Below are 25,382 nucleotides of genomic sequence, written 5' to 3' on the forward strand. Positions count from 1 at the left end.
ATTTAATATCCCCAGAGAATAATGAGAGGGCTCATGAAGATCGTTGTTTCCATTGGTGGATCAGTTCTCGCAAAGGAATTGCAGCCTGAAAATTTTAAGAGCTATGCAAATGCGATTAAAGAGATTGGAAAGGATCACGCGGTGTTTATTGTTACGGGGGGAGGAAAAGCTGCGCGTGAATATATTGGAGTTGCGCGAGATCTTGGTTCTGATGAAGCCACCTGTGATTTTATAGGTATTGATATTACGCGCATAAACGCCCGGCTTCTGATCGCAGCCATTGGCGATGCAGCCTATTATGAGCCTCCATTGAACTATAAAGAAGCAAGAACCGCAAGCTTGACCGGCAAAATAATAGTAATGGGAGGCGTAACTCCGGGACAGACTACTGATGCTGTTTCTGCTGTCCTTGCAGAATATATCGGCGCAGATATGCTCATAAACGCGACATCCATTGATGGTGTATATACGAGTGACCCGAAAAAGGACAAAGATGCAAAAAAATTTGGAACCATGACGCCTCATCAGCTTATTGAAATCATAATGAAGACTGAAATGGTTGCAGGAGCCAATTCCCCGATAGACCTTCTGGCAGCAAAGATCATCGAACGAAGTAATATTAAAACCATTATACTTAGTGGAGAGAATCCGCAAAATATCATTGATGCGGTTAGTGGAAAACATAACGGGACAGTCATAGGGAAGGACAAAAAAGTAAAAGTTAAACCAGGGCAAAAACAAAAGACTGAATTCGAAAAAGATGCCTGCAACCTTGGTTATTACAGTGATGTCGGTTGCGACAAATGATTATTAATTAACTTATCTGAAAAAAGGAACGTGAAAAATTATGTTTGAAAATGTATTCAAAGGTTTCTCCTTTATAAAGGAGAGTTTCAGCTTAATAGGCAAAGATGCAGATGTCATTAAACCTTCATTCTATTCAATATTCGTAGGGGTGTTTTTTACTATATTTTCAGTTATTATCATGCTTTTCCTTGAATCGGGCTTGAAGCTTGGAAATATATTTTATCTCTTTGCCTTTCTTGTTTTACTCGGAAATTATTTCATCTCATACTTCTTCACAGGAATGACAGCGTTTCTTGTTTATGATTATTTTAAAGACGGCGATGCTACTATGTCAGAGGCATGGGCTGCAACAGAGAAAAATAAGTTTACTATATTATATCTTGCAGTAATTTCAGCTATTGTCAATATAATCCTGGGAGTATTAAGAGGCAAGGCGCAAAGAGGACAAGGTGCAATTGGAGTTGGGGGTTTATCCGGTATGATCCTGGGATTTATAGAAAAAGCCTGGACTGTTGGCACTCATTTCATGATCCCTGCAATAGTTATTGAAGACAGGGAGCTTGGAAGCGCTGTAGAAAGAACAACCCAGATCATCAAAAGGAATCTTCTTCCCATAGGAGTTGGTGAAATAGCGGTAGGACTTGTTACAGGAATTATTTCGTTCATCGGCATTATAATTGCAATCTTTATCGGTTTCTCATTGGTCAATATCGCAGGTCCGATAATAGCATTATTATTGGCAGCCATTTTGATCGTCATTGTGATCGCGCTTTCCATGTATGTCACGACAACATACCATACATGCCTTTTCCTGTGGGCAAGGAATGTTGAAGTAGCCCCGGGAAGCTCAATAAAACCTCCGGCGCCGATTGCGAATGCTCTGGGGATCAGGTAAAGGTAAAAAATATTTAATGGAGTAAAGAGAGCCCCGGGGGCAGGTCTGGAATGGGATGGAGAGGGTGTGCATGTCTCTTCCAGTGCAAGCATAATGGTGCTTTGGGTTATGGGTTGATCCAGCAATCAAGATGCCTAAATAGGGTTTTATTGAATTAACTAATTATTGAACGATAAAAAACTAAAAAATGCTATAATATACCGTATAATTGATTTTAAAACCTTAATAACTGTATAAACTTTCAGTATACTTATATCAATCGCAGATAGACGAATATCTGTGATAATCTGTATGATGATGATGTTTTGCGCACATAATGCGGAGAATCTAAAAATGAAAAATTGAAAATTGAAACTGTTGAAAAAAAATTGGTAACCTTGAGGATTCATGTTGGAAACTATTGAAGAAAGAGTAAAATTATTAAAAGCAGGTTTAACTGGAAAGGAAATTGAGGGACTATATATTGTTAATAATAATTTCAAAATAGTCCGTAATATCCTTTATTATGATCCTGTTATTGAAAAAAAAGCAACGGTATAAAAAATTGCTAAAAAAGATAATACCGACTTATTGCTATTTATTATAAGCCTTCTCGCCATGTAAATGCTTATCGAGTCCCTGCTCTTCTATATCTTTTGACACGCGAAGCGACATGGTATTGTCAATGATGAAGAATATCAGAATAGTTATCAGAAAAGCATAAAGCGATGCGAAGGCAACCGCTGCGACCTCTTTTTTGAAGAACTCGATCCCCCCGTACAAAAGACCGTTTGCTCCGTCATTGTTAACCGAAAGTGTGCTGAATACGCCAAGAAGCGTTATGCCAAGGAACCCGCCGATCCCATGTACACCCCATACATCCAGCGCGTCATCCCATTTGCGCCTGTTCTTTAACATTACTGCGAGGTAACAGATGGTCCCTGCAAAAATACCGAATAATATTGATGAGCCAGGCGTAATATATCCGGCAGCGGGAGTTATTACAACAAGCCCGGCAAGACCCCCTGTCAGGAATCCGACAAGCTTTGGCTTGCCTTCCATGCTCCAATCCATCATCATCCATATAAATGCAGCAAAACCCCCGGCGATCGCGGTGTTGAGAAATGCTACAACTGCAACGTCATTCATTGCAAAAGCATTCCCGGCTGTGAATCCGAACCAGCCAAACCACAGGATCGTCATGCCGATAGCAATGAGGGGAATGCTGTGCGGCAGGTCTTTGACTTTGCGGTTTCCAAGATAAATAACACTTGCAAGAGCGCTCATCCCGGCTATTGCATGGACGACAATACCTCCCCCGAAATCCTTAACACCCCACTGCATCAGGGCGCCGCCTCCCCATACCATGTGGACAAGCGGGTAGTAGACCAGGAGCTGCCAGAGAACAAGGAATACGATGTATGCCTTGAATCTGACGCGATTAGTGAAAGCCCCGGTAATAAGAGGCGGCGTAATGACTGCTACCATCAACTGATAGGCAAGGAAAATATAAAGAGGCAATGCAGGACTTACTGGTGATGGAGTGGAAGCAGAGATATTCGAAAGGAGCGCATAATCAAGATTTCCGATAACTCCGTAATAATCTCCGCTAAAACTCAGGGAATAGCCCACGAGGACCCACATGATCGTAGAGACACCCAGTGCTACAAAGCTTTGCATCATTATCGTAATCGCGTTCTTTCGACCTACAAGACCTCCATAGAAGAAGGCAAGTCCTGGTGTCATTACCATGACCAGGATGGTCGCTATCATTATAAACGTAATATCAGTTGTATTGAATGCCGGATTTAACATACGATTCACTTATCCTGTCTCGCTAGCGTTTTTTAGGAAAAAACCAATGAAACCGGAATCCTATTTCTCAGGTTCTTTGATATAGTTATGGGTATTATTCACGAAAGTCAATTCAAGGAATCTTATCATACCAATGCGGTGCGCCTCTTGATGGTTTGTTTCTCTGCGCCCTCGCAGAAATATATTATTCCCGCCCGCAGGCGGTCAAGCATTCCCGCAGGGCAAACCTTCAAGTTGGGCGCACCGCATTTGAGAAATGACAGCGTAGTAACTTATTATTTGAAAATTGATCATTGGTTAGTTCTTTCTTTATTATAGCTTTTTTATCGTTTTTGAGCAAAAAAATCTGGAAGTCGTATTTCGATATCCAGATATAGTTTTTACATTTCAGACTTATTTGTCTTTTGTGTTTATCTCTAAAAAGATTTTTTAAATTATTATCCAGTCTTTAAAAATATCTTCATCATGAAACGATATGTGAGGTAAGATACTCCAATGTATAGAGGAAGCACCGGTGCGGCTAAAAAACCGTATTCAGCTCCAACTGCAACTGTCAAAATTATCGCCACAAACAATCCATACAAAAATGCCACTGCTAAAATAAAAAGTACTGAAATAAAAAGCACAGATTTTACAATACCCATATTACCCATGTTTATCTCCTTAAGCTTAGATTCGCACATTAACCTTTTCCATATGCAGGTATTCCTTTTAGCTATTTTTTTACTTTTTTAAGAGAACTATTTTTTCACCTATCCATTATGTGATGGCTCCTACTGCTATATTATCTAGTAAAACCACCTGCCACTTAAGCGAGTCCATTATATTATAAAAACCTTCCGCCAAAACTAATAAAATTTAATTATAATTAGATATTTAATTATGATGAACGCATCCTAATTTTTATTCCTTGCAAGATTTTTATTTAAAAGAGACGGAAGAAGCTATCGTATTTGTACAATGAGCAATAAATCGAATATACAATGAAACGAAGGCAAAAAGTCTGGGTCTATAGTCCGCCCAAACCTCCCAAGCCCAAAGTGCCGGAGATGATAGTTTGACACTTGCGATTTTGTCGGGCTTTTCGGGCTTTGATGTTATTTCCTTTGTCTTGATAGCTTTTGGGACTTTAGTTTCAGATGCAATCTCTTTGGGTTCTTCTTCTGTTTGAAGAAATTAGGGAAATAAATTGATATTTTCCCTATTCCTATTATTCTAAATACGTAAGGTCTATGCATCACTATTATAGGATAAGATATTGTATCCTTACATAATTAGCAACATAAATTGAAGCGAGTTCTGTCTTTATTCAAAACCGTTTCCATATTCCTCACTCAATCTCTTTGATCATCTTAACAAGCTGGTCCGACAGGTCCTCAAGCATGTTCTCCAACGTCTTTACCTTTTCGAATATGTCCCTGATCTTTGCATTCTGGGCAGCTTTACCATCCAGTTTCCCGGCTGATATCTCTTCTTTTTCTTTCCTCTTCTGGCATGATGCACGATGCCTGCCTAACCCTCGTGTATCGAACTTATTTCCGCAGAATTCGCATATTACACCAGCCATATCCCGAAGATGGACATTCTTGTTTATATATTACCCTATTTGACGCCTTTATGGTATTCCTGTAATGATTTCACTTCGATACGGTTCTCACGGGCAGCCCTGATCCCTTTGGCAGCTGCACGGCCTGCATCCGTGGTCGTAAAATAGGGTATCTTGTATTTAATAGCAGATTTACGGATATAGCTGTCATCCTGAACGCTCTGTTTACCAAGTGGAGTATTAAGTACGAACTGGATTTCCCTGTTTTTCATCAGGTCCTCGATATTAGGCCGCCCTTCCTGCAATTTATTGACATACTCACATTCTATCATATTTTCCCTGAGAAAATCAGCAGTACCTTCAGTTGCGATTATCTTAAAGCCCATTTGTGATAGTTCTTTTGCGATAGATAGCGCGCCTTTCCTGTCAACCGGCGCTACGGTGATCAGCGCGCAGCCTTCAAGCGGCAGTGTAAACCCCGCTGCAACCTGCGATTTATAAAAAGCCATGGCAAACGAATCCGCCATTCCGAGAACTTCACCTGTTGAGCGCATTTCAGGCCCGAGCACCGGATCGACCTCAGGGAACATGTTGAACGGGAAAACAGCTTCCTTGACCCCGAAATGAGAATATGTGCGCTTGTGGTTATCCATATTTTCCAGTTTTTCACCGAGCACGACTTGCGTTGCGAGGCGTGCCATTGATATGCCTGTAACCTTCGACACCAGGGGCACAGTCCGCGATGCACGCGGATTCGCTTCAAGAATGTAAACTTTGCCATTTTGTATTGCGTACTGGATATTTATAAGCCCGATAACTTTAAGTTCAATTGCTATTCGCCTTGTGTATTCTTCAAGGGTTTTAATCTGTTCCTCCTTTATCCCGATCGGAGGCAACACGCAGGCGCTGTCACCGGAGTGGATGCCTGCAAGTTCGACATGTTCCATGATCGAAGGTATTATTACATCAGTGCCATCTGATATTGCATCAACTTCGCATTCAAGCGCATCTTCAAGGAACCTGTCAAGAAGCATGGGTTTCTCAGGCGTGATCTCAATTGCGCCAGCCACATATTTCCTGAGCATTTCCTCATCATAAACGATCTCCATACCGCGTCCGCCAAGCACATAAGAAGGCCTGACCATAAGCGGATAGCCAATGCGGGCAGCAACGACAAGCGCCTGTGTCAGCGAAGTTGCAGTGCCGTGCTCTGGCGCAGGTATTTCCAATTTATCAATAATTTGTGCGAATAGCTCCCTGTCTTCTGCAAGGTTGATACTATCAACGCAAGTTCCCAGGATATTTACGCCAGCCTCTTTGAGTTCTGCTGCAATGTTCAGGGGTGTCTGCCCCCCGAATTGCACGATTACCCCTTCAGGCATTTCCTTTTCGTAAATACTGAGCACGTCCTCAACAGTAACAGGCTCAAAATAAAGTTTATCAGAAGTATCGTAATCTGTAGAAACCGTTTCCGGGTTGCAGTTGACCATGATAGATTCATAACCAATATCCCTGAGAGTAAATGCCGCATGCACGCAGGTATAATCAAACTCGATACCCTGTCCGATCCTGTTTGGCCCGCCACCGATAATCATGATTTTCTTCCTGTCAGATACAGGCACCTCATCCGGGGCGTTATATGTAGAATAGTAATAAGCCGCGTTCTTTGCACCGCTGACTGGTACGATATTCCATGCCTGCTTTAAACCGACTGAAAGACGATGTTCCCGGATATCCTTTTCAGGGATATTGAGGATCCTGCCAAGATACCTGTCAGAAAAGCCGTCCTTTTTGGCCTTTATGAGAAGTTCATCAGGCAGTCTTTTTCCCTTATATGAAACGATCTTTTCTTCAAGTTCAACAAGCTCTTTCATTTGACCAATGAACCAGGGCTTGATGTGTGTAAGTTTATACATCTCCTCTACTGGCATTCCTTTTCGCAGCGCTTCATACATGATGAACTGGCGCTCAGACGAAGGTTCTTTCAGAAGCTTTCGCAATTCTTCAAGAGAAAGTTTATTGAAATTCTTTGCAAAGCCAAGCCCGTAGCGTCCGGTCTCAAGTGAACGGATAGCCTTCTGGAATGCTTCCTTGTAATTTTTCCCGATACTCATGGCTTCGCCCACAGCCCGCATTTGTGTGCCAAGCTTGTCGATCGACCCGGGGAATTTCTCAAATGCCCACCTTGCAAACTTTACCACGACGTAGTCGCCGGATGGTGTATATTTATCAAGCGTTCCATCTCGCCAGTAAGGAATGTCACGAAGCAGCAAGCCTCCTGCAAGTTTTGCCGAGACCAGTGCGATCGGGAATCCTGTTGCTTTGGAGGCAAGCGCTGATGAGCGTGATGTGCGTGGATTGATCTCAATAACTACCACGCGGTCACTCACCGGGTCATGGGCGAACTGGATATTCGTGCCCCCTATCACGCCGATCGCTTCAACTATCCTGTATGAGTATTCCTGCAATCGTTCCTGCAGTTCTTTCCTGATCGTGAGCATAGGCGCTGTGCAGAAACTATCGCCAGTGTGCACGCCCATAGCATCCACATTTTCTATGAAGCAGACTGTTATCTTGTTATTATCTGCATCCCTCACTGCTTCGAGTTCGAGTTCCTCCCAGCCAAGCACCGATTCTTCAATGAGGACCTGCCCGATGATGCTGGCCGCAATGCCGCGGGCTGCAATGGTTTGAAGTTCCTCAATATTATAAGCGAACCCGCCTCCGGTTCCTCCCATGGTATATGCAGGCCTGATCACAACCGGATATCCGATCTCCTTGGCGATCTTTTCAGCGCCTTCTACTGTATACGTTGCCTCGCTTCGGGGCACTTCCAGGCCAAGCTGGTTCATCGTTTCCTTAAAGGCGATCCTGTCTTCCCCGCGCTCGATGGCATCTGCCTGGACTCCTATGATTTTCACGCCATATTTCTCAAGTACACCCAATTTATTAAGTTCAGAGGTCAGGTTCAAACCGTTCTGCCCTCCAAGGTTGGGGAGCACGGCATCCGGTCGTTCTTTCTCTATGATCTTTGTGAGCGTCCGGGCATTGAGAGGTTCTATATATGTCCTGTCCGCCATTCCCGGATCGGTCATTATAGTTGCAGGATTGGAATTTACCAGCACGATCTCATACCCCATCTGCCGCAGCGCCTTACAGGCCTGTGTTCCCGAATAATCGAACTCTGCTGCCTGGCCGATAAGGATCGGCCCGGAACCAATGATCAGTATTTTGTGGATATCCTCTCGTTTGGGCAATATATTCACCTGCCCCTTAGAGAGGTTTGGTATTTATTATACTTTTGATTCGGCCTGCATTTTTAACTCGTGGATTCAAAGAGTAGAGAAGTCCCCTTCCGAGAGGGAGGGGATGAATCATACCCTTTGCAATTGTAAATACCTATCCCAAAAAAGTAATTGTCAAGATCACGATTTGAGGGATAGGCATAGTGATATATATTATTAAAAACATATATAGTTTGTCAAGATCACAATGAGAAAAGCCTACCAATTCAGGATATACCCAAACAAGAACCAGGAAGTCAAACTGAATAGTACACTTTCCACATGCAGACACTTATATAATGATGCTCTTGCCCAAAGAAAACGACAAGCGGAGCTAAACAATCTATGTAGAAGTTTTGATGTTTGCCTCTGGGGAAAACCAGAATGGATAACGTATCGTGACCAGCAAAACACCCTTCCTGGCAATAAAACCAATTTTCAAAAAGAAGTATTCTCCCAGGTGCTACAAAACACCCTGAAAAGAGTGGATACCAGTTTCAAGAATTTCTTCAATGGGTTTGGATATCCAAGATTCCAGGGAAGGGGTAGATACAATTCATTCACATATCCACAAGCTGGTTTCAGGATTGAAGATGGAAGAATCAAACTCTCAAAAATCGGAGCTATCAAGATCATCCAGCACAGGGAGATAGAAGGCAAGATCAAGACATGCACGATCAAGAAAGACATAGATCAATGGTATGTCATGCTCTCAACCGAAATTGAGAAGCCCATACTTCCAGTTGAGACAAAACAATCAATTGGCATAGATGTTGGTCTAAGTTCACTACTGACAATGAGCAATGGAAGCCAGATAGAACCGCCTGAGTTCTTGAGATCATCAGAAAAGAAAATGGCAAAAGAGCAGATCAGGCTTTCAAGAAAAAAGAAAGGAAGCCATAACCGAAAGAAACAGGGCAAAATAGTAGCACGAACTCACAGGACAATCAGGAATCAGAGAAAAGATTTTGCTCATAAAACATCCAGAAAACTGGTAGATACCTATGATAAAATCGTATTTGAGGACTTGCAGGTCAAGAACATGATGCAGAATCATCACCTTGCTAAGTCAATATCAGATGCAGGATGGTATCAGTTGATTCAACTCACAAACTACAAAGCAGAATACGCTGGTAAGATTGTGGAACAGGTCAATGCCAGAAACACATCACAGAATTGCAGTCAGTGTGGCAATCCGGTACCAAAGAAACTTTCAGTAAGGATGCATTCATGTCCTTTCTGTGGTCTTGTCATGGATAGAGACCACAACGCTGCAATCAATATACTATCAAGATCAAAGAATACCGCAGGAACTGCGGAAATAAAAGCCTGCCCGAGCAATCTAAGCATAGACACAATGAAGCAGGAAGCTCCGTCCTTAAGGGCGGGGTAGTTCACAAACGCCGCCTGTTCCTGTCACGCTGATGCGGTTTTCTGGAAATGGGCTTATTTGTCCTTCTTTCAGGCTGCCTGATCGCAGCCTTCGCAAATGCAGGCAATGGCTCTTCGGTTATCTCCACATCATTTTCTTTCAATACTCTTCCAAAATTATCATAATCCGTTCTTGAAAGAATGTTAATTGCTTTTCCTTCTGCTCCTGCTCTTGCTGTTCTTCCGATCCTGTGGATATACTGCTTGCTCTCACGGGGAATATCGTAATTGTAGACATGTGAAACGCCGTGTATATCCAGGCCTCTTGCTGCCACATCCGTGCAAACAAGTACGCAGAATTTTCCTGTATGGAATTGCTGCATCACATCATTTCGTTTGTACTGGGTCAATCCCCCATGAATAGCAAGGGCATCTATACCCGAAAATCTGAGATTTTTTGTAACTTTGTCAGTATTTCTTTTAGTGTTACAGAAAACCATGACAAGGTCTGAGTTCTCGTTCTTCAAAAGATGCAGCAGCAGTGAGAATTTTTGGTCATCTGCCACATCATAATAGGTCTGTACCAGTTTTTTCGGATCAACAAAAGAATCCACGGAAACCTGGAGCGGTTCGTGCATATAGCGCCTTGAAAGCTGCACTACTTCTTTATTGATCGTTGCCGAGAACAAAAGAGTCTGCCTCTCTTGCGGGCATTTCCGTATAATTTTTTCCACATCATCCTTAAATCCCATATCGAACATCCGGTCTGCTTCATCAAGGACAAGTGTTCTTACTCTGCCTAACCGAAGTGTATTTCTTGCAATATGGTCAAGTAACCTGCCGGGTGTTCCTACAACAACATCTGCTGTTTTTAATCCCCTGATCTGCGGATTTATTCCTACGCCGCCATAGACCGCAATAATTTCTAAAGGTTTATACCTTGAAAATTTACTTAAAGCCTGGGCGACCTGCTCAGCAAGTTCTCTTGTTGGAGTAAGCACAAGGGCCTGGATACCTCTTCCTTTTTCAGCGTTCTTTAATATACCGGCAGCAAATGCAAGCGTCTTTCCCGACCCTGTTGCTGACCCCGCTATAACATCTTTTCCCGCAATGATCAAAGGAATCGATTTTTCCTGTATTTCGCTGGGACTTTCAAATCTCTCATCTTTTATTGATCTCAAAACAGGCTCACTTATGCCCAGAATTTTAAAATTTTCCATAATTTTTATGAAAAAGCGTAATTGCTCTTTCTTTCTAACCTCTTTAATTTATATTTAAAACAATTAAGAGCTATAAACACAACTTTGTAAAAGTTCTTATTAATTTTCTACTTAAAAGCTTTATGACAATTTGCTTAACTATTTTTTATATAGTTAAGTTGGGCGTAATATGAGTTTAAGAGATGATAAGCTTTTTGTACTATGAGAAGCTAGCCTGAAATTCAAAACTGCTGCAACATACATGTATGGGCTAATGAAACTATGCGAAACTGTACATGAAAATCCAATACAGCGTACAGAAGAAGCGAGAAAAAGATTATCTGGCTTTCCGGTTTTTATTTGGGGATAATAAATGTAGTTGATTATAATGGATTAAAGAAATCTAAGTTCTGATCTATCAGGCCAAAATAAAAATCAAAATACTTAAATATGACTTGGGGTCATATATGACTATAAGTCATATCAGACTAAAAGTCATAATTGTTAAGAGATGGTAATTATGTCCCTGCGTGATAAAAAGAAGATCGAAACAAAGAATAAGATTTTCGAAGTGGCGGGAAGATTATTCAAGGAAAAAGGGTATGACAACACAACTATTGATGAGATAACAAAAGAAGCCGGGATAGGTAAAGGTACATTTTTTAACTATTTTCCAGCCAAGGAAGCGCTTCTCCAGGATTTCGTTAAGCAAAAGGAAGAGCTTGTCTTTGACCTGGTAAAAGATCAATTAACCCGAAAAATATCCACAAAAGAAAAGATAAAAAACATACTTATTCTCGTGGCAAAGAGCAATGAAAAAGACAGGGAGCTTACAAAATTATTCGTTTTTGAGCATTTGAAACATTATGGACATGAAGAAAGAAGGAGCACCAGCCTTAATCATCTCATTCAGGTCATATTGGAGAAGGGTGAAAAAACAGAGGAATTCAAGATCGGTTTGGATTCTAAAATGGCTGCCGGAAATTTAACGGCCATCTATTTTTATTCGTTGTTGGAATGGTTATGGTCAAAGAACGAATATTCTTTTTCAGAGGACATATCAAAAAAAATTGATATGATATTTGATGGTATTGGAAGGTGAAACTGTGAGTGAGAAAAAGGAAAAATATTTTCTAAACTGGGAAGAATCTGCCAATTCTTGCCCAGCAGAGGTAGGCGGCAAGGGATTGAATCTGGGACGATTGCATCGATATGGTTTTTCAGTGCCTGGCGGGGGTGTTTTGACATCTCCTGCATATCGCGATTTCCTGCAGTTTAACAACCTGACAGGATCTATTAATGCTGCATGCGATATCAGGGCGGAACTCGTAAATGATCCGGTTAATGAAAAGAATCTGGAAGAGATCAGGCGAAATATCAATGAAGGCCAGGTACCCGTAACCGTCCGGCAGGAACTGGCAAAACAACTTGAAGGCACGAAACTACTTGAAAAACCTGTGGCAGTCCGGTCATCAGCAACAGCTGAAGATTCTGCAACGGCATCATTTGCCGGAGTCCATGAGTCATTCCTGAATATCATGGGAATAGAGAATATAGTCAAAGCAATAAAGGGCTGCTATGCTTCCCTCTGGACACCACGTGCAGTTGCCTACAGGCGCAAAATGGGATTGACTGATGATGAGGTGGCAGCAGCTGTGGTTATTATGGAACTTGTGCCTGCGGTGGCATCCGGGGTGGCTTTTAGCTGCGATCCGCTGACAGGGCGGTGCGACAGGATCGCCATCAGCGCCAATTTCGGTCTGGGAGAGTCGGTAGTAAGCGGCGCAATCGATCCGGATGAGTACCTGCTGCAGCCAATGGCTGAGCTGCCTGAAATAGTTGAGAATAAAATCGGCAGCAAGAAGAAATATACAAGACTTGTGCAAAGCGGTGGCACGGAACTTGTAAGTGCGGGCAGTCAAGAAAACAGCGATAAACGACCTGTTCTCAATGATAATCAGATCATAGAAATGGGCTCGCTGACGCTGCGGGTATTCGAAGCTCTAGGCAAAGGTGTGGTCAATCAGGATATAGAATGGGCATTCGATGGAAAAAAGTTTCATGTACTGCAAGCAAGACCAGTGACAAATCTCAGAGAACCTACACCCCCGGAACTGGAAGGTCAGCCTGTTATCTGGTCCAATGCCAACATAAAAGACGCTGCACCAATGGTACTTACAGCGCTTTCCTGGAGTTTTTTTCGCGGCTCTCTCGATATGATGATGAATGCCAGCCTACTGGCAGCAGGCTATAGGATGCCTGAAGGAACGAGCTGGGTGCGGCTTTATAAAGGCAGGGGATATTTCAACCTGTCTGCCCTTCAGTGGGGTTTATATGATGCGCTCGGTTATCTGCCTGCAGAGATTAACGCCAGCCTGGGCGGTCACCAGCCCGAGATAAGAGTACCCCCTGGCAATCCTTTTGGAGGACTTGCGGGAATTAAACGGGTCTGGAGGCGGATGCATCTTATCATCAATGTTCTCAGGACACAGTATTCTTCAAAAAAGATCTTTAAGGACATGTGGGAAACAGTTGAGCTATGGAAGAAGCAGGATTTCCATGCAATGAACGATCAGGAACTAATCTCTCATTTCTCTGAAACCAATCCGAAAATTCTTGAGTATTGTTCCACCTATATGGTTCTCGGCCTCTCAACAGGTGTTTCTTTGTATTTTCTTGTACAGGCACTGGAGAAGGATTTCCCGGGTCGCGGTGCTGCCCTGGCAAACGGTTTGCTCGCCGGCGCTTCGGAAATAACAAGCGCTGAACACGGCTACAGGCTTATGGAACTGGGAAAGACAGTTCAGATGGATAAAGTTGCTCTGAGGTACTTTACTGCTGAACCTTTCAGACCATCGGCATGGAAGGATGAAATTCCCGGAGGTTCACAGTTCCGGAGGGAGTTCGAAGAATTCTTGAAGGACTACGGTCACCGCGGGGTCTATGAAATAGACTTGTTGAATCCGCGCTGGGGCGAGGATCCGCGATATTTACTTGAAATCATCAGGGCACAGGTGATGTCGCCCGCAAATATTGATCACAGGGCGGTTCAGGAAGCAAAACGCAAAACTGCAGAAAAGGAGATCGCAGGCAAACTCAAATGGGGCTTGCGGCGGCTCACGGTCAGTAGGCTCATCAAGCAGGCAAGGGATAACGCAGGCACCAGGGAAATGGGAAAATCCGTGCTCGTAAAACCATTTGAAGTTTCACGTATGTTTTTTCAGGAGCTGGGGCGGCGTCTTGTGGAACGAGGGGTACTGGATGAACAGGCTGATGTTTATCACTGCGCCTGGCACGAACTTTCGGCGATCCTGGCAGGATACTCTGATGGCAGCGGGTTGAAGGTACTGGTGGAAGAAAGAAAAAAGATGCGGGAGGAATTATCCCTTCTGGAGCCTCCTGATGTTATAATAGATGATGCGCCTCAGCCAAAAGCCGGGGCGCCTGAAGCACACGGGCAGGTGCTGGCAGGCATTGGTGTGGCAGCAGGAAGAGCTTCTGGCAGGGCGCGGCTGATCCGCCATCCCGGGGAAAATACCCGGCTGCAGGCTGGAGACGTTCTCGTAGCTCCATCCACAGACCCGGGCTGGACGCCGTTGTTTTTAAGGGCAAACGCTCTGGTTATGGAAGTGGGCGGCTCTCTCTCCCATGGGGCTATTGTCGCAAGGGAATACGGAATTCCGGCGGTGGTCAATGTGCCTGGGGTGATGAAGGCTTTGAAAGATGGAGAACAGCTTACAGTTGATGGTGATGAAGGAAAGGTATATCGTAAACAGGAGTAGAAAATGAAAATATTACTGATACAGCCGGCGAAAGCCCAAAAAACGATCGGTGGAGAGGATGTTTTTATTTATGAGCCGCTTGCGCTCGAATATCTGGCTTCAGGTGTAAAAAGCGATCATAACGTAAAAATACTTGACATGCGGATTGACAAAGACCTTGATTCCCAGATGCAAAAATTCAGGCCGGATGTTGTCGGGATCACTGCATATACTGTTCATGTGAATACGGTCAAAAACCTTTTTAATAAAATCAAAACAATTGACTCCGGTATCTTTACCGTTGTTGGCGGCCATCATGCAACGGTTGCGCCTGAGGATTTCTTTAATCCCTGTATTGATCTTGTAGTAATGGGAGAAGGAGTTTTTGTATTCAAGGAAATAATTTCAAGGCTTGTTTCAAAAAGACCCTTTGATGGAATTGCCGGAATATCTTATTTGAAAGATGGAGGGAGGGTAATCAATCCTCGTGAACCGGTAACCGACCTTGATATCTTTCCTTTCCCATCCAGAGAATTTACGGAAAAGTACAGGAAATACTATTACAGTGAATGGATGAGACCGCTTGCATCGATACGCACATCAAAGGGGTGCCCGAACAGGTGTAATTTCTGTGCCCTGTGGAAGCTGACAGGTGGAAAATATCTGAAAAGAAAGCCGGAAAACATTGTCAGGGAACTTTCCGGGATCAAGGAAAAATACGTTTTTTTTGCAGATGATGAATCCATGGTTGATGCCAGCAGGATGAAAAAACTTGCTGAACTGATCAGGGAAGCCGGGATTAAAAAACGTTATTTTCTATATGGAAGAAGCGATACGATCGTAAAAAACCCGGACCTTATTAAAATATGGAAAGATATCGGACTTGAAAGGGTCTTTGTGGGGCTTGAATTTTTCAGGGATGAAGACCTTAAATATATCAATAAAGGTTCAACTGCAGAAAATAATAAAGAGGCAATAAAAATATTGCACTCAAATGGCATAGAGATATATGCATCGTTTATTGTCAGGCCGGATTTTAATGAAGAAGATTTTAAAGAATTAAAAGAATATTGCAGGAAAATGGAGTTCACTTTTCTAAGCTTTGCTGTTCTTACTCCATTACCAGGGACAGATTTGTATGAAGAAGTTAAAGACAGTCTCATTACTGAGGATTATGACCTCTTTGATTTTATTCATACCCAGCTTCCAACAAAACTCCCTTTGAAAGAATTCTTCAATAATCTCAATTCGTTGTATTTCGATACAATACCTCTGGGAAAGAGTATTTCATTTATGAGGAGATATCCATTGAAAGAAATACCGGGTTTGATCTCTCTTAGAATGAAAGTTGCAAGGCAGATGAAGAATGCATATAAGGATTATGAAACATGATGCAGGTTGAAGGCTGTTTATCATGGAGTAAAAGTGGCTGCAGGAGAGGCAATGGCAAGAAAAAATGATTATACTGTCTTTATCTCAAACCCTTCGAACATCTTTCTCATAACCAGGTCCTGAATCGACCCAAAACCTGAAGTGGCGATAATCTTCCCGTCCAGGTCATCAATAGACCGAATGTCAGAACCTGCCCTCACGATCAGTGCGCTGCCACCTGAATTTACTCCACTGATAATGTATATTCTTCCATTATCATTTATCCAGTACCTCAAAAGCGGGGTCACACCAAACGTGGCAATGTCAACTTCCCTGTGAGTGAAAGCATTCGTTATTGCCAGGCCGTTCCTGAATTTCATGAACTTGATATTTTTACCGGGGATCAGGCCGACTTTTTCAAAGTACCCTTCTTCCTGTGCTACATAAACTGCAAGGTAATGGATATTACGTTAGAGATATTTTCATTCTTTTTGATCAAATCAACGATCTTATCATCAATATTTTTATTCATGATCTACCACCGGCGTTTCCAGATCGGGTGAAGTCAATTGTTCGTCCGATAATAATCTCAATTCATCATAGAATTTTATTAGAAGCTTTGCAGCTTCATTTTCCTCGTTGAGATAGAACGAACGTATCTGTTTCCCGATCTTTTTCTCAATAATTATGTTATTCTGCAAAAGAGGTTCAATTACTCTTGCCACGCTGGAATGATACAATCCCGTGGCCTGCGCTATCCCTGAAAGATAATTGATCTCTCCTTTATTATTCATGAGATATTCCAGTACAGTTAATTGTGCTGTTTTTCCAAATAACTTTTCAAGCGGGCTCATATTTTGTCCTGATTGTGCCTCTGGCGACAACATTTAGTTAGATCCTTTTTAAATATATTTGCGTATGTATTCATATAGTTATGCTTTTGTAATCATAAGACTATGTGTAATTATATAGAAATTATATTGTTTTATCTTACTAATATATGTATAATAAACACCAACTTGACGATTAATAGTAAAGATTATGTATTAAGATGTTCTAATTAAGATTGAGTTTTGTCTTGTCAGAGAACTTACCTGAAAACGAGTGGAATATCGTACAGGAGGATTAAAATGAATAGAAAAGAAATGAATTCAGACAGAAGAACAGCGATAATTGTGGGTGTATTCTTCCTTCTTGGGTTTGCAGGCGCATTCAGCGCTGTTATTTTGAAACCCATACTGGATGACCCAAATCTTCTTATTAATTTAACCAGGAATAAAAACCTGGTGATGTTGGGAGCGTTCCTCGAGTTAGTTATGGCATTTGCATGCGCGAACATTGCAATTTGGCTGTATCCAGTCTTAAAAAAACATAACAAGTTCCTGGCTCTTGGAGCGGTTGGTTCCCGAATTATTGAGAACGTATTCCAGATTGTTGCTACACTCGGCCTGCTAATATTACTGACACTAAGCCAGGAAGCTGCAAAAGCAGATGCTCCTGCTGCTTCCACTTTTCAAACAGCAGTTGCTTTGCTGCTCGCAGTGCGTTTTTGGGCGCCCTTAGTGTTGGCACAAATCGCTTTTTGCCTGGGCGCTTTGATGTATTACTATGTGTTTTACCAATCAAAACTCATTCCAAGGTGGCTGTCGGGTTGGGGCATCGTTGCGATCATATTACATTTGACTTCAGTCTTCTTGACGATGTTCTTCCAAATTAATCCCTTTTCGGGGTCACCAATCATATTATTGAGCATACCTATATTCTTCCAGGAACTGACACTTGCAGGATGGCTGATAGTTAAAGGATTCAATCCGTCCGCACTCGCTTCCGGGTCTGCCAAAGTAGATATGAGCTAAGGAGAGATAAAATGAATTCAAACAAAAAAATCGCAAGAACTACAGGAATATTGTTTATCATTGCGACGGCTGCAGTTCTACTGGGTAGTGGTCTTACGGAATCCATCGTGGGTGCTCCGGACTACCTTGTTCAGATTGCTGCAAACAAGAACCTGGTAGCGCTGGGTGCGATTCTTTACTTTGTCGCGGCTGCCGGAAGTGCCGGCATCGCGATTTCGCTGTACCCCGTCTTGCGGAAATACAATGAAGGTCTCGCTATCGGGTCAGTTGGTTTCAGGCTTATTGAGGCGGTGTTCTATATTGTGAGTGCACTCGGCTTGCTTTCTCTGCTGTCATTAAGCCAGGAATATGCAAGCGCAGAGCCTCAGGCAGTTCCAACCTTTCAAGTCCTGGGCACCTCGATTCTGGCAATGCGTGTTTGGGCGGGTTTCGTGCTTGCAGTGATTGCCTTCTGCCTGGGCGCAGCTATGTACTACTACGTTATGTATCGATTTAGACTCATCCCACGATGGCTATCAGTATGGGGTCTGGTCGCGCTCACATTGTTGCTCTTGATGACTCTATTGATCGCATTCGGCGAAAGAATTTCAGGACCTTCAGGCATGCAGGTGTTGTTGGTTCTCCCGATCCTTGTGCAGGAAATGGTTCTGGCGGTATGGCTGATAGTCAAAGGATTCAATCCATCGGCAATCGCCTCAGGGTCGCCAAAAACCGATACAAACGAGGTAAAATGACAAAATCAAAGTAAATTGGAGGAATAATCATGAAAGCAATTGTACACACAAAATACGGATCACCGGATGAACTACAGCTCAAAGAGGTGAAAAAACCTATCCCTAAGGACAATGAAGTACTGATAAGAATATATGCAACAACAGTAACAACTACGGACTGCAACGTCCGTAACTTCACATTTGTACCTGGATCGTTTAGATTCCCGGCACGGATTCATTTTGGTTTCAGAAAACCAAAAATAAATATACTGGGGATTGATTTAGCAGGAGAAATTGAAGCAGTCGGCAAAGATGTAAAACTATTTAAAAAAGGTGACCGGGTTTTTGGATCACCCGGTACTAATTTTGGTGGCCATGCAGAGTACATATGTATATCTGAAGATGGGGTGTTGGCAATAAAACCGGCTAATATGACCTATGAGGAAGCTGCAGCCATTCCTTTAGCAGGGAATACTGCACTGTTTTTTATAAGAGATCTGGGGAAAGTTAGGGCCGGACAAAAAATACTTATCCATGGCGCTTCCGGAGCTATAGGTACTTATGCAGTTCAACTTGCCAGGTACTACGGAGCAGAAGTTACCGGGGTCTGCAGTGCCACGAATGCAGAAATGGTGAAATCTTTAGGCGCGGATAAGGTAATTGATTATACTAAAGAGGATTTTACCAAAAGTGATGAGACTTATGATGTTATTTTTGATGTGGTAGGCAAGATTACGTTCTCACAATGTAAAAGCTCGTTAAAACAAAAAGGAATTTATCTTGAAAATATGCTTGGGCTACAGGATATTCTAAAAATAATTTGGACCTCAATTATCGGCAGTAAGAAAATTAAGGGTGGGGTATCAACCGAAAGTGTTGAAAATCTAAATTTCTTCTTAGAACTTATTGAATCGGGAAAGTTAAAACCGGTTATAGATAGAAGCTATCCGTTGGAACAGACGGCTGAAGCTTTCAAGTATGTTGAAAAAGGACACAAAAAGGGAACTGTAGTAATAACTGTGGGACATAATGACTAAACCTAACAAATCAGGAGGAATTGAAATACCAGGTCATACCGAAGAAGCATCACAACGTAAAGCTGCAAAAGTCGCAGGCTTGATGTTCCTGTTTATCGTAATAGGCTGGACTCTTAACTGGACACTTGTGGACTCAAAACTTATTGTTGCAGGAAATGCCACGGCTACAGTCAATAACATAATGGCCAATGAGTTGCTATTTCGTATCGGTATTACTAACGAGCTACTCTTCTCTATCAGTGGGGTAGTATTGGCCCTTGCTCTTTATATAATACTCAAACCGGTAAACAAGAATCTTGCTTTGCTTGCGCTTTTTTTGAAATTGATGGAGGCAATTATAGGGGCAGTTATGGTGCTTGTCGCTTTTTTTGCTTTGCAGATGTTAAATGGAAAAGCATATTTGACAGTATTTAAACCGGAACAGTTGCAGGACATCGTCGGATTATTTCTCAATGTACGCAGTACTGGATCTACCATTTCAATGGTATTTCTTGGCATGAACTTGATAGTATTTTTGTATTTATTATTCAAGTCTAAGTACGTTCCAAGAATATTGGCCGGCTTTGGAATTCTTTCATATTCGCTCATTCTCGTATACTCTTTAGCAAATATTCTTGCACCCCAAAATGCAACGGTGCTGACAATGGTTAATACAATTAGCATGGTTTTTTTTGCACCGAGCGTTCTTTTTGAACTAATAATTGGCTTATGGCTTCTGATTAAAGGCGTAAATGTTCAACAGAGGGATACAATAAATGAATAAATCAGAAAAGTTCTGGGATAGGATGGCGAAGTATTTAGATCGAGTGGAAAGAAAAGATGAAGCGACTAATATTAAGATTATTGAAAAAACTAGAAAATATCTGAAAATTAACGACACGGTTTTAGACTTTGGATGTGGAACTGGAACAGCAGCCATTGAAATTGCGGGAAGTGTGAAAAAAGTCACAGGTATTGATATCTCCTCCAAAATGATTGAAGCTGCGAAAGGAAAAACTGTAGAAGGTAAAGTTAAGAACATAGATTTCACGCAAACAACAATATTTGATGAAAAATTAAAAACAGGATCATTTGATGTGATCTTATGTTTCCATCTGCTCCATTTAGTGGAAGATACGCCAAAGGTTATGCAAAGGATAAACGAATTATTGAAACCGGGTGGATTGATTATTTCTGCAACACCCTGTATCAGAGGGACATTTTTAGGAGTTCTGTTATGGCCTGTGAGCAAAATAGGATTAATTCCTCCGATCAAATATTATAATATCTCTGAATTAGAAGATTTAATGACTGAAGGAAATTTTGAGATTGTTGAAACTGAATGTTTGGATAAAAGTGGACAACAATATTTCATTGTGGCAAAGAAAAAAGGGGTAACATAATAACAAAACCATATAAAATTGGAGGAATACTTATGAAAGCGATTATATATACAAAATACGGGCCGCCGGAAGTTCTTCAGCTAAAAGAGGTGGAAAAACCAAAGCCAAAGGATAATGAAGTACTGATAAAAGTGTATACAACAACGGTAACCAGGGGAGATTCCAGAATGCGAAGCTTCACAGTTCCAGTTTTAATGTGGCTTCCGGCCAGAATATATCTGGGTATCAGAAAACCCAAAAGAGCTATCCTTGGAATGTCGCTGGCCGGGAAAATAGAATCCGTGGGAAAAAACGTAACAAAATTCAAGAAAGGGGACCTCGTTTTTGCGTCTACATTCGGGGAGAATTTCGGTGGATATGCCGAGTATAAATGCATGCCAGAAAATGGAATGGTATTTATAAAACCTTCTAATGTATCTTTTGAAGAAGCTGCTGCAATTCCAGGAGGTAGTAATATGGCATTGAGATTTCTTAGAAAAGGCAATATCCAAAAAGGACAGAAAGTGCTTATTTATGGAGCTTCTGGCGCGGTAGGCACAAGTGCCGTGCAGATCGCAAAATACCTTGGTGCAGAAACAACCGGCGTATGCAGTTCTGCGAATATTGAATTAGTAAAATCGTTAGGAGCGGATAAGGTGATTGATTACACAAAAGAGGATTTTACCCAAAGCGGCGAGACCTATGATCTTATTTTTGATATATTAGGCAAGAGTTCATTTTCACGTTGTAAAAGCTCACTAAAACAAAACGGACGCTATCTTTTAGCCAGCTTTAAGATGAAACAGCTTTTTCAAATGCTATGGACTTCAATGATCGGCAGCAAGAGAGTAATATGTGCGCTGGCGATCGATAAACAAGAAGATCTGATTTTCATCAAAGAGCTTATTGAGGCTGGAAAGATAAAATCAGTCATTGATAGACGCTTTCCTTTAGAACAGACTGCTGAGGCTCACAGGTATGTCGAAAAAGGACATAATAAAGGAAAAGCAGTAATTACTGTGGGACATAATAAAAAAAAGGATACAAAAAATGAATTCAGATAGAATTAAATCTATGGATTTGCCTGTGCAAACATAAAGTAAATATATTTTTATATGTAACTAGTATAGCAAAAATAAACACCAGCTCGTCTATTTATAGACAAGTTTAAGTATTTAGACGCTATAATTACCAATCGAGTTTGTCCGATCAAAGGACAGGCAGAACAAATCTAAAAATTAGAAAAATTGATTGAATTGAAGGTAAAATGAAATGAATAACAATAACGATCTATTAGACATAAAAAGTCTTAGCAGCTATGGAATACACGGTGCACTTGGGCTGCTGATGGGAATTGGTGTTGGATATATAGCTTTTTATATGATCACAATTTTAAATTCGGTTAGTTCCTTAGATTTAATAGGAGTTTCATTTGCATTTGCATCTTTAATAATTTATGGCCTTTTTGGCCTATATATCGGGTATGTTTTCGGGGGACAAAAAAAATCATCGGTGGCATCAATAAAATATGCCACAGCCGGGATAGTTGGGGGATTCGTCTCAGGGTTTCTTTTATTCGGGGAGTATATTAAAATATATGGCCTTCTTGATCCCCTATTAGTAACGCTTGTTTTTGTGGGTCCAATATTAGGTTTTCCAAAGATCAAGAACATAGTTATAATGACTATTTCATGTATTTCTGGCGCAGTTCTGGGTTATGGTTTAAATTTATATGCCCAAAACATTGTCGTTTATGTTAATTCTACCTGGACAGGGGGTGGTTTATATGCGCTTATCATTGGCATTATTCTTACATTGTTTGAAATAGGGATAGCCGGCGCTTCAATAGCATTTGGAATGTATTTTATTGAAAGGACAGCCTATACTGTACGGGAAATTCCCAGGTTCTTAAAGATAACCAGAGGTGCAGGGATAATCCTGGCCTTTATTATAATTTTTGCTTCTGCAAGCCTTTTTTTAGGTGTGGCAAAGTATGCAACTACAGATGTTTCTATTGATATTTCATCAGCCGATGGAAATGCAACAGTGTTTGTTCCGGTCATTCTTGAAGATGGTATTGTAATGAAAATGTATGGGAATCCGGCAATATCCGGATATTCGAAAGCTGAAATAATTGATACTGATCATGGTAAAGCCTTTAAGATAAGTGGATCAGGGCCAATTGGAATAAAAATGAACCAGACAGGTGGATGGCTTGCACATGATCAGGAAGCAGAGGAAAAATTTGTTAATGGGTTCACGTTGAGTACGAGTAATACCACACGTTTTGGAGAAATACATGACCCCGTAGATGTATGGATATATTCAAAAGAAGATGGCGCAATGTTTAGTATTTCTATTAAAAGGGATAACGGCTGGGGAAGAGATATGCGTATAAGCACGCAACGGAATGAGAAACTGATCCGAGGATGGCAGGTTGTAAGGCTTTCCGTTGGGAGTATGATGTATGACTGAGGAAAGATCATTCAAAAATGAAATAGTGATTATGGGAATCGGCAGGAAATCCGGGGCAAGATAACTGGAAGGAGAGCCAATATGATTGATAGTATCATACTTATACCCATATTTATAGAGGTATTAATAGCGATTGGAATTATAGGCGGAATTGTCTGGATATGGAGAAAAAGACACTGGTCTATATTGAAAAAAGCAGCTATAACTATAACATTTGCAGCAGTCTTATTAATTTCATTTTATGCATCCTTTGCTTTTATTCTTGTCTCTTCAGATCAAGCCAATTATTTAGCCAAGGGAAGTAATCTTGGACAAATTGACTACGACGTGATTATCTCCAATGCACAAAAAGCCGGATACAGGGTCGATGTGCCAACTGGTGCTGATTCGATACAAGAATTCGGTGTACATCCATCCAATATAAGAGAACTGGACGAACGGTTCGGTAAAGAATATCGATTCTGGTCAGCAGGATATTTCTACAATGAAAAAGTGTATTTTAAAACAGTGAAATACCAGGGAAGCAATGATATTGAAATATCGTTCTTTAAGGAAGATGGTACGTATTCACCATTTAAGCCAGAGGATCTTCCACCAGATGAATGGATCATTGAAAAGTTCAGGTTGATGTTTGGCATCAATGATGTGGAATCAAGAAATTATTTGACGCACCTCAAAGACTCTGCAGGCAAAGGTCCAGAAACAAAAATCAGCATTGGAAAAGAGATCAATGTTGCTGCTTTGTATTCCGATTTGAAGGTGGCAAGCTCCAATTCAAGTATTTCTTCTACGGTTGGAGACGGATGGTTTAAAGAAACATTCTACAGTGAGGATAAAAAGATAGGATTCTTAGATTTTATTATTCCAAATACACGGATAATCTTCAAGGACAGGGGGCAAGAGTATATAATTACAATAGACCGCATGGGTGGCGTGCGTCCCGGGATTAAACTCGGTGCAGGAGAAAAAATCCCGGAAGAAAAATATCGTGGAATTTTCAAAAAAATGTTTGTAAATCTTGGATTGCCGCCTGAGAAAGTGGAAGTATTTAAATTTGAATATAATCCAAGTGTTTGGTGATCTGTTAGAAATAAATTAGAGGTGGCATAAATGAATAAAGAAGTTAATAAAAAAGAAGTATTAAATGAAACATTCAAAATCATTCTGAACAAGCCAATTATCTTGCTTCCAATGATCATTCTAGTTTTATTTTCCAGATTGCAGGATTATTTAGCCAGGTCATATATTGATATACCGGGCAACATAAAATCAATTGAAGATTTAATGCCAGTCCTTCCATCGATTTTAGCATATTTTATAATATCTTCAATTTTATTATGTATAATTTATGCAATTATTGAAGGCATATATACAGTGACAATAAAAAATATACTTGAAAATAAAGATGTAAATCTGGGAACCGCATCCGGACTTACATCTAAGAAAGCTCCCATACTCATAGCTTCAGGCTTTCTTATTGGTTTGATGATTTCAGCAGGGACTTTGCTCTTAATTATTCCAGGCATGTATTTCACGATCTGGTATTTTTACACAATTCCTTTTATAATGCTTGAAAATCGGGGAGTGCTTGATGGAATGAAGGCAAGTAAAGAGTTTGCCCGCAATAAAAAATCAAATACGATCTATTTTTTAACGATACCATTTTTATATCTCTTCCTTGGCAGTTCTATCGCAGGAGTTGTTTTTTATAGTGTTCCGATGGCTTACTATGCAATAAATATTGTATTGGATTCTATTATTTTCACATGGTATTCGGTTATACCAGTTTACGTTTATTTAAAAGAATTCGGAAGATGGTAAATATGGACTCAGATGGTTATGAGAGGTATTCTCAATTCGAACAATAATGCTTTTAAAGAATATATTAACAAACAGTTTTAAGTTTTTAATA

23 protein-coding genes are annotated in these 25,382 nt (G+C 41.1%); 16 read left to right on the forward strand and 7 right to left on the reverse strand.

Annotated features, from left to right (window positions below; translation table 11 throughout):
- Nucleotides 1-33: 33 nt before the first annotated feature.
- The 3 genes from pyrH (at nt 34) to CL181_RS20515 (ending at nt 2,242) form a co-directional block, all read left to right on the forward strand.
- Nucleotides 34-807 carry a UMP kinase gene (gene pyrH / locus CL181_RS14195; RefSeq protein WP_097299973.1) on the forward strand — a complete coding sequence of 258 codons (774 nt, stop codon included), beginning with the start codon at nt 34-36 and terminating at the stop codon, nt 805-807.
- Between the two features lie 40 nt (nt 808-847).
- Nucleotides 848-1,702, forward strand: a complete 855-nt coding sequence (locus CL181_RS14200; protein ID WP_097299974.1) for a DUF6159 family protein — start codon at nt 848-850, stop codon at nt 1,700-1,702.
- A gap of 387 nt (nt 1,703-2,089) precedes the next feature.
- Entirely contained in the window at nt 2,090-2,242 is a 153-nt protein-coding gene (locus CL181_RS20515) for a hypothetical protein (RefSeq protein WP_176505236.1), read from the forward strand.
- A 33-nt stretch (nt 2,243-2,275) separates the two neighbouring features.
- Here CL181_RS20515 and CL181_RS14205 read toward each other — a convergent pair whose 3' ends face one another.
- The 4 genes from CL181_RS14205 to carB all read right to left on the reverse strand — a co-directional run bounded on the left by CL181_RS14205 (nt 2,276) and on the right by carB (nt 8,299).
- Entirely contained in the window at nt 2,276-3,496 is a 1,221-nt protein-coding gene (locus tag CL181_RS14205) for an ammonium transporter (RefSeq protein WP_097299975.1), read from the reverse strand.
- A gap of 437 nt (nt 3,497-3,933) precedes the next feature.
- Nucleotides 3,934-4,179, reverse strand: a complete 246-nt coding sequence (locus tag CL181_RS14210) for a hypothetical protein (RefSeq protein ID WP_141398922.1) — start codon at nt 4,177-4,179, stop codon at nt 3,934-3,936.
- A gap of 647 nt (nt 4,180-4,826) precedes the next feature.
- Nucleotides 4,827-5,063: a hypothetical protein gene (locus CL181_RS14215; protein WP_097299977.1), complete on the reverse strand. Its 237-nt coding sequence runs from the start codon at nt 5,061-5,063 to the stop codon at nt 4,827-4,829.
- 35 nt (nt 5,064-5,098) lie between these two features.
- Complete coding sequence (carB, locus tag CL181_RS14220) at nt 5,099-8,299, reverse strand: carbamoyl-phosphate synthase large subunit (RefSeq protein ID WP_097299978.1); 3,201 nt, start codon at nt 8,297-8,299, stop codon at nt 5,099-5,101.
- Nucleotides 8,300-8,534: 235 nt separating this feature from the next.
- Here carB and CL181_RS14225 point away from each other — a divergent pair, with 235 nt between their 5' ends.
- Nucleotides 8,535-9,719 (forward strand): RNA-guided endonuclease TnpB family protein, encoded by a 1,185-nt coding sequence (locus CL181_RS14225; protein WP_097299979.1) that lies wholly within the window; start codon nt 8,535-8,537, stop codon nt 9,717-9,719.
- Nucleotide 9,720: 1 nt separating this feature from the next.
- Here the strand turns inward: CL181_RS14225 and CL181_RS14230 are convergent, their stop codons facing one another.
- Nucleotides 9,721-10,878 carry a DEAD/DEAH box helicase gene (locus CL181_RS14230; RefSeq protein ID WP_097300011.1) on the reverse strand — a complete coding sequence of 386 codons (1,158 nt, stop codon included), beginning with the start codon at nt 10,876-10,878 and terminating at the stop codon, nt 9,721-9,723.
- A 538-nt stretch (nt 10,879-11,416) separates the two neighbouring features.
- On the opposite strand from CL181_RS14230, the gene CL181_RS14235 reads away from it, so the two are divergent.
- The 3 genes from CL181_RS14235 to CL181_RS14245 are packed head-to-tail and all read left to right on the forward strand — an operon-like array spanning nt 11,417 to nt 16,049.
- Nucleotides 11,417-11,998 carry a TetR/AcrR family transcriptional regulator gene (locus CL181_RS14235; protein WP_255251583.1) on the forward strand — a complete coding sequence of 194 codons (582 nt, stop codon included), beginning with the start codon at nt 11,417-11,419 and terminating at the stop codon, nt 11,996-11,998.
- A 4-nt stretch (nt 11,999-12,002) separates the two neighbouring features.
- Nucleotides 12,003-14,678, forward strand: a complete 2,676-nt coding sequence (locus tag CL181_RS14240) for a PEP/pyruvate-binding domain-containing protein (RefSeq protein WP_176505237.1) — start codon at nt 12,003-12,005, stop codon at nt 14,676-14,678.
- A 3-nt stretch (nt 14,679-14,681) separates the two neighbouring features.
- Nucleotides 14,682-16,049, forward strand: a complete 1,368-nt coding sequence (locus tag CL181_RS14245; RefSeq protein ID WP_097299982.1) for a B12-binding domain-containing radical SAM protein — start codon at nt 14,682-14,684, stop codon at nt 16,047-16,049.
- Between the two features lie 68 nt (nt 16,050-16,117).
- Here the strand turns inward: CL181_RS14245 and CL181_RS14250 are convergent, their stop codons facing one another.
- Both CL181_RS14250 and CL181_RS14255 read right to left on the reverse strand, forming a co-directional pair.
- Nucleotides 16,118-16,492, reverse strand: coding sequence for an ABC transporter substrate-binding protein (locus tag CL181_RS14250; protein ID WP_097299983.1), 375 nt, complete (start codon nt 16,490-16,492; stop codon nt 16,118-16,120).
- 60 nt (nt 16,493-16,552) lie between these two features.
- Entirely contained in the window at nt 16,553-16,882 is a 330-nt protein-coding gene (locus tag CL181_RS14255; protein ID WP_097299984.1) for a hypothetical protein, read from the reverse strand.
- A gap of 276 nt (nt 16,883-17,158) precedes the next feature.
- Between CL181_RS14255 and CL181_RS14260 the strand changes: the two genes are divergently transcribed.
- From CL181_RS14260 to CL181_RS14300, 9 genes are all read left to right on the forward strand, one after another.
- Nucleotides 17,159-17,884 carry a DUF4386 domain-containing protein gene (locus CL181_RS14260; protein WP_217993178.1) on the forward strand — a complete coding sequence of 242 codons (726 nt, stop codon included), beginning with the start codon at nt 17,159-17,161 and terminating at the stop codon, nt 17,882-17,884.
- A gap of 11 nt (nt 17,885-17,895) precedes the next feature.
- Nucleotides 17,896-18,618: a DUF4386 domain-containing protein gene (locus tag CL181_RS14265; RefSeq protein WP_097299985.1), complete on the forward strand. Its 723-nt coding sequence runs from the start codon at nt 17,896-17,898 to the stop codon at nt 18,616-18,618.
- Between the two features lie 29 nt (nt 18,619-18,647).
- Complete coding sequence (locus tag CL181_RS14270; protein ID WP_097299986.1) at nt 18,648-19,634, forward strand: NAD(P)-dependent alcohol dehydrogenase; 987 nt, start codon at nt 18,648-18,650, stop codon at nt 19,632-19,634.
- Nucleotides 19,627-20,397, forward strand: coding sequence for a DUF4386 domain-containing protein (locus CL181_RS14275; RefSeq protein WP_097299987.1), 771 nt, complete (start codon nt 19,627-19,629; stop codon nt 20,395-20,397). The genes CL181_RS14270 and CL181_RS14275 overlap by 8 nt, the downstream gene beginning before the upstream one ends.
- On the forward strand, nt 20,390-21,016 hold the full coding sequence (locus CL181_RS14280) for a bifunctional 2-polyprenyl-6-hydroxyphenol methylase/3-demethylubiquinol 3-O-methyltransferase UbiG (protein WP_097299988.1): 627 nt from the start codon (nt 20,390-20,392) through the stop codon (nt 21,014-21,016). The genes CL181_RS14275 and CL181_RS14280 overlap by 8 nt, the downstream gene beginning before the upstream one ends.
- 32 nt (nt 21,017-21,048) lie before the next feature.
- Entirely contained in the window at nt 21,049-22,059 is a 1,011-nt protein-coding gene (locus CL181_RS14285) for an NAD(P)-dependent alcohol dehydrogenase (protein ID WP_097299989.1), read from the forward strand.
- 208 nt (nt 22,060-22,267) lie between these two features.
- Nucleotides 22,268-23,470, forward strand: a complete 1,203-nt coding sequence (locus CL181_RS14290; RefSeq protein ID WP_097299990.1) for a hypothetical protein — start codon at nt 22,268-22,270, stop codon at nt 23,468-23,470.
- Between the two features lie 81 nt (nt 23,471-23,551).
- A complete protein-coding gene (locus tag CL181_RS14295) occupies nt 23,552-24,550 on the forward strand; it encodes a hypothetical protein (RefSeq protein WP_097299991.1) in 999 nt (332 codons plus the stop codon).
- A 30-nt stretch (nt 24,551-24,580) separates the two neighbouring features.
- Nucleotides 24,581-25,291 (forward strand): hypothetical protein, encoded by a 711-nt coding sequence (locus CL181_RS14300; protein ID WP_097299992.1) that lies wholly within the window; start codon nt 24,581-24,583, stop codon nt 25,289-25,291.
- Nucleotides 25,292-25,382 lie beyond the last annotated feature (91 nt).

The sequence above is a fragment of the Candidatus Methanoperedens sp. BLZ2 genome (assembly GCF_002487355.1).
Lineage (GTDB): Archaea > Halobacteriota > Methanosarcinia > Methanosarcinales > Methanoperedenaceae > Methanoperedens.

Bases quoted from the DNA above. Each gene is read 5' to 3' on its own strand.
- CL181_RS14200 (WP_097299974.1), top strand. From the start codon at position 848: ATGTTTGAAAATGTATTCAAAGGTTTCTCCTTTATAAAGGAGAGTTTC.
- CL181_RS14255 (WP_097299984.1), bottom strand. From the start codon at position 16,882: ATGAGCCCGCTTGAAAAGTTATTTGGAAAAACAGCACAATTAACTGTA.
- CL181_RS14290 (WP_097299990.1), top strand. From the start codon at position 22,268: ATGAATAACAATAACGATCTATTAGACATAAAAAGTCTTAGCAGCTAT.
- CL181_RS14260 (WP_217993178.1), top strand. From the start codon at position 17,159: ATGAATAGAAAAGAAATGAATTCAGACAGAAGAACAGCGATAATTGTG.
- CL181_RS14280 (WP_097299988.1), top strand. From the start codon at position 20,390: ATGAATAAATCAGAAAAGTTCTGGGATAGGATGGCGAAGTATTTAGAT.
- CL181_RS14210 (WP_141398922.1), bottom strand. From the start codon at position 4,179: ATGTGCGAATCTAAGCTTAAGGAGATAAACATGGGTAATATGGGTATT.
- CL181_RS20515 (WP_176505236.1), top strand. From the start codon at position 2,090: ATGTTGGAAACTATTGAAGAAAGAGTAAAATTATTAAAAGCAGGTTTA.
- CL181_RS14275 (WP_097299987.1), top strand. From the start codon at position 19,627: ATGACTAAACCTAACAAATCAGGAGGAATTGAAATACCAGGTCATACC.
- CL181_RS14215 (WP_097299977.1), bottom strand. From the start codon at position 5,063: ATGGCTGGTGTAATATGCGAATTCTGCGGAAATAAGTTCGATACACGA.
- CL181_RS14270 (WP_097299986.1), top strand. From the start codon at position 18,648: ATGAAAGCAATTGTACACACAAAATACGGATCACCGGATGAACTACAG.
- CL181_RS14235 (WP_255251583.1), top strand. From the start codon at position 11,417: ATGTCCCTGCGTGATAAAAAGAAGATCGAAACAAAGAATAAGATTTTC.
- CL181_RS14285 (WP_097299989.1), top strand. From the start codon at position 21,049: ATGAAAGCGATTATATATACAAAATACGGGCCGCCGGAAGTTCTTCAG.
- CL181_RS14205 (WP_097299975.1), bottom strand. From the start codon at position 3,496: ATGTTAAATCCGGCATTCAATACAACTGATATTACGTTTATAATGATA.
- CL181_RS14225 (WP_097299979.1), top strand. From the start codon at position 8,535: ATGAGAAAAGCCTACCAATTCAGGATATACCCAAACAAGAACCAGGAA.
- pyrH (WP_097299973.1), top strand. From the start codon at position 34: ATGAAGATCGTTGTTTCCATTGGTGGATCAGTTCTCGCAAAGGAATTG.
- CL181_RS14265 (WP_097299985.1), top strand. From the start codon at position 17,896: ATGAATTCAAACAAAAAAATCGCAAGAACTACAGGAATATTGTTTATC.
- CL181_RS14300 (WP_097299992.1), top strand. From the start codon at position 24,581: ATGAATAAAGAAGTTAATAAAAAAGAAGTATTAAATGAAACATTCAAA.
- CL181_RS14245 (WP_097299982.1), top strand. From the start codon at position 14,682: ATGAAAATATTACTGATACAGCCGGCGAAAGCCCAAAAAACGATCGGT.
- CL181_RS14295 (WP_097299991.1), top strand. From the start codon at position 23,552: ATGATTGATAGTATCATACTTATACCCATATTTATAGAGGTATTAATA.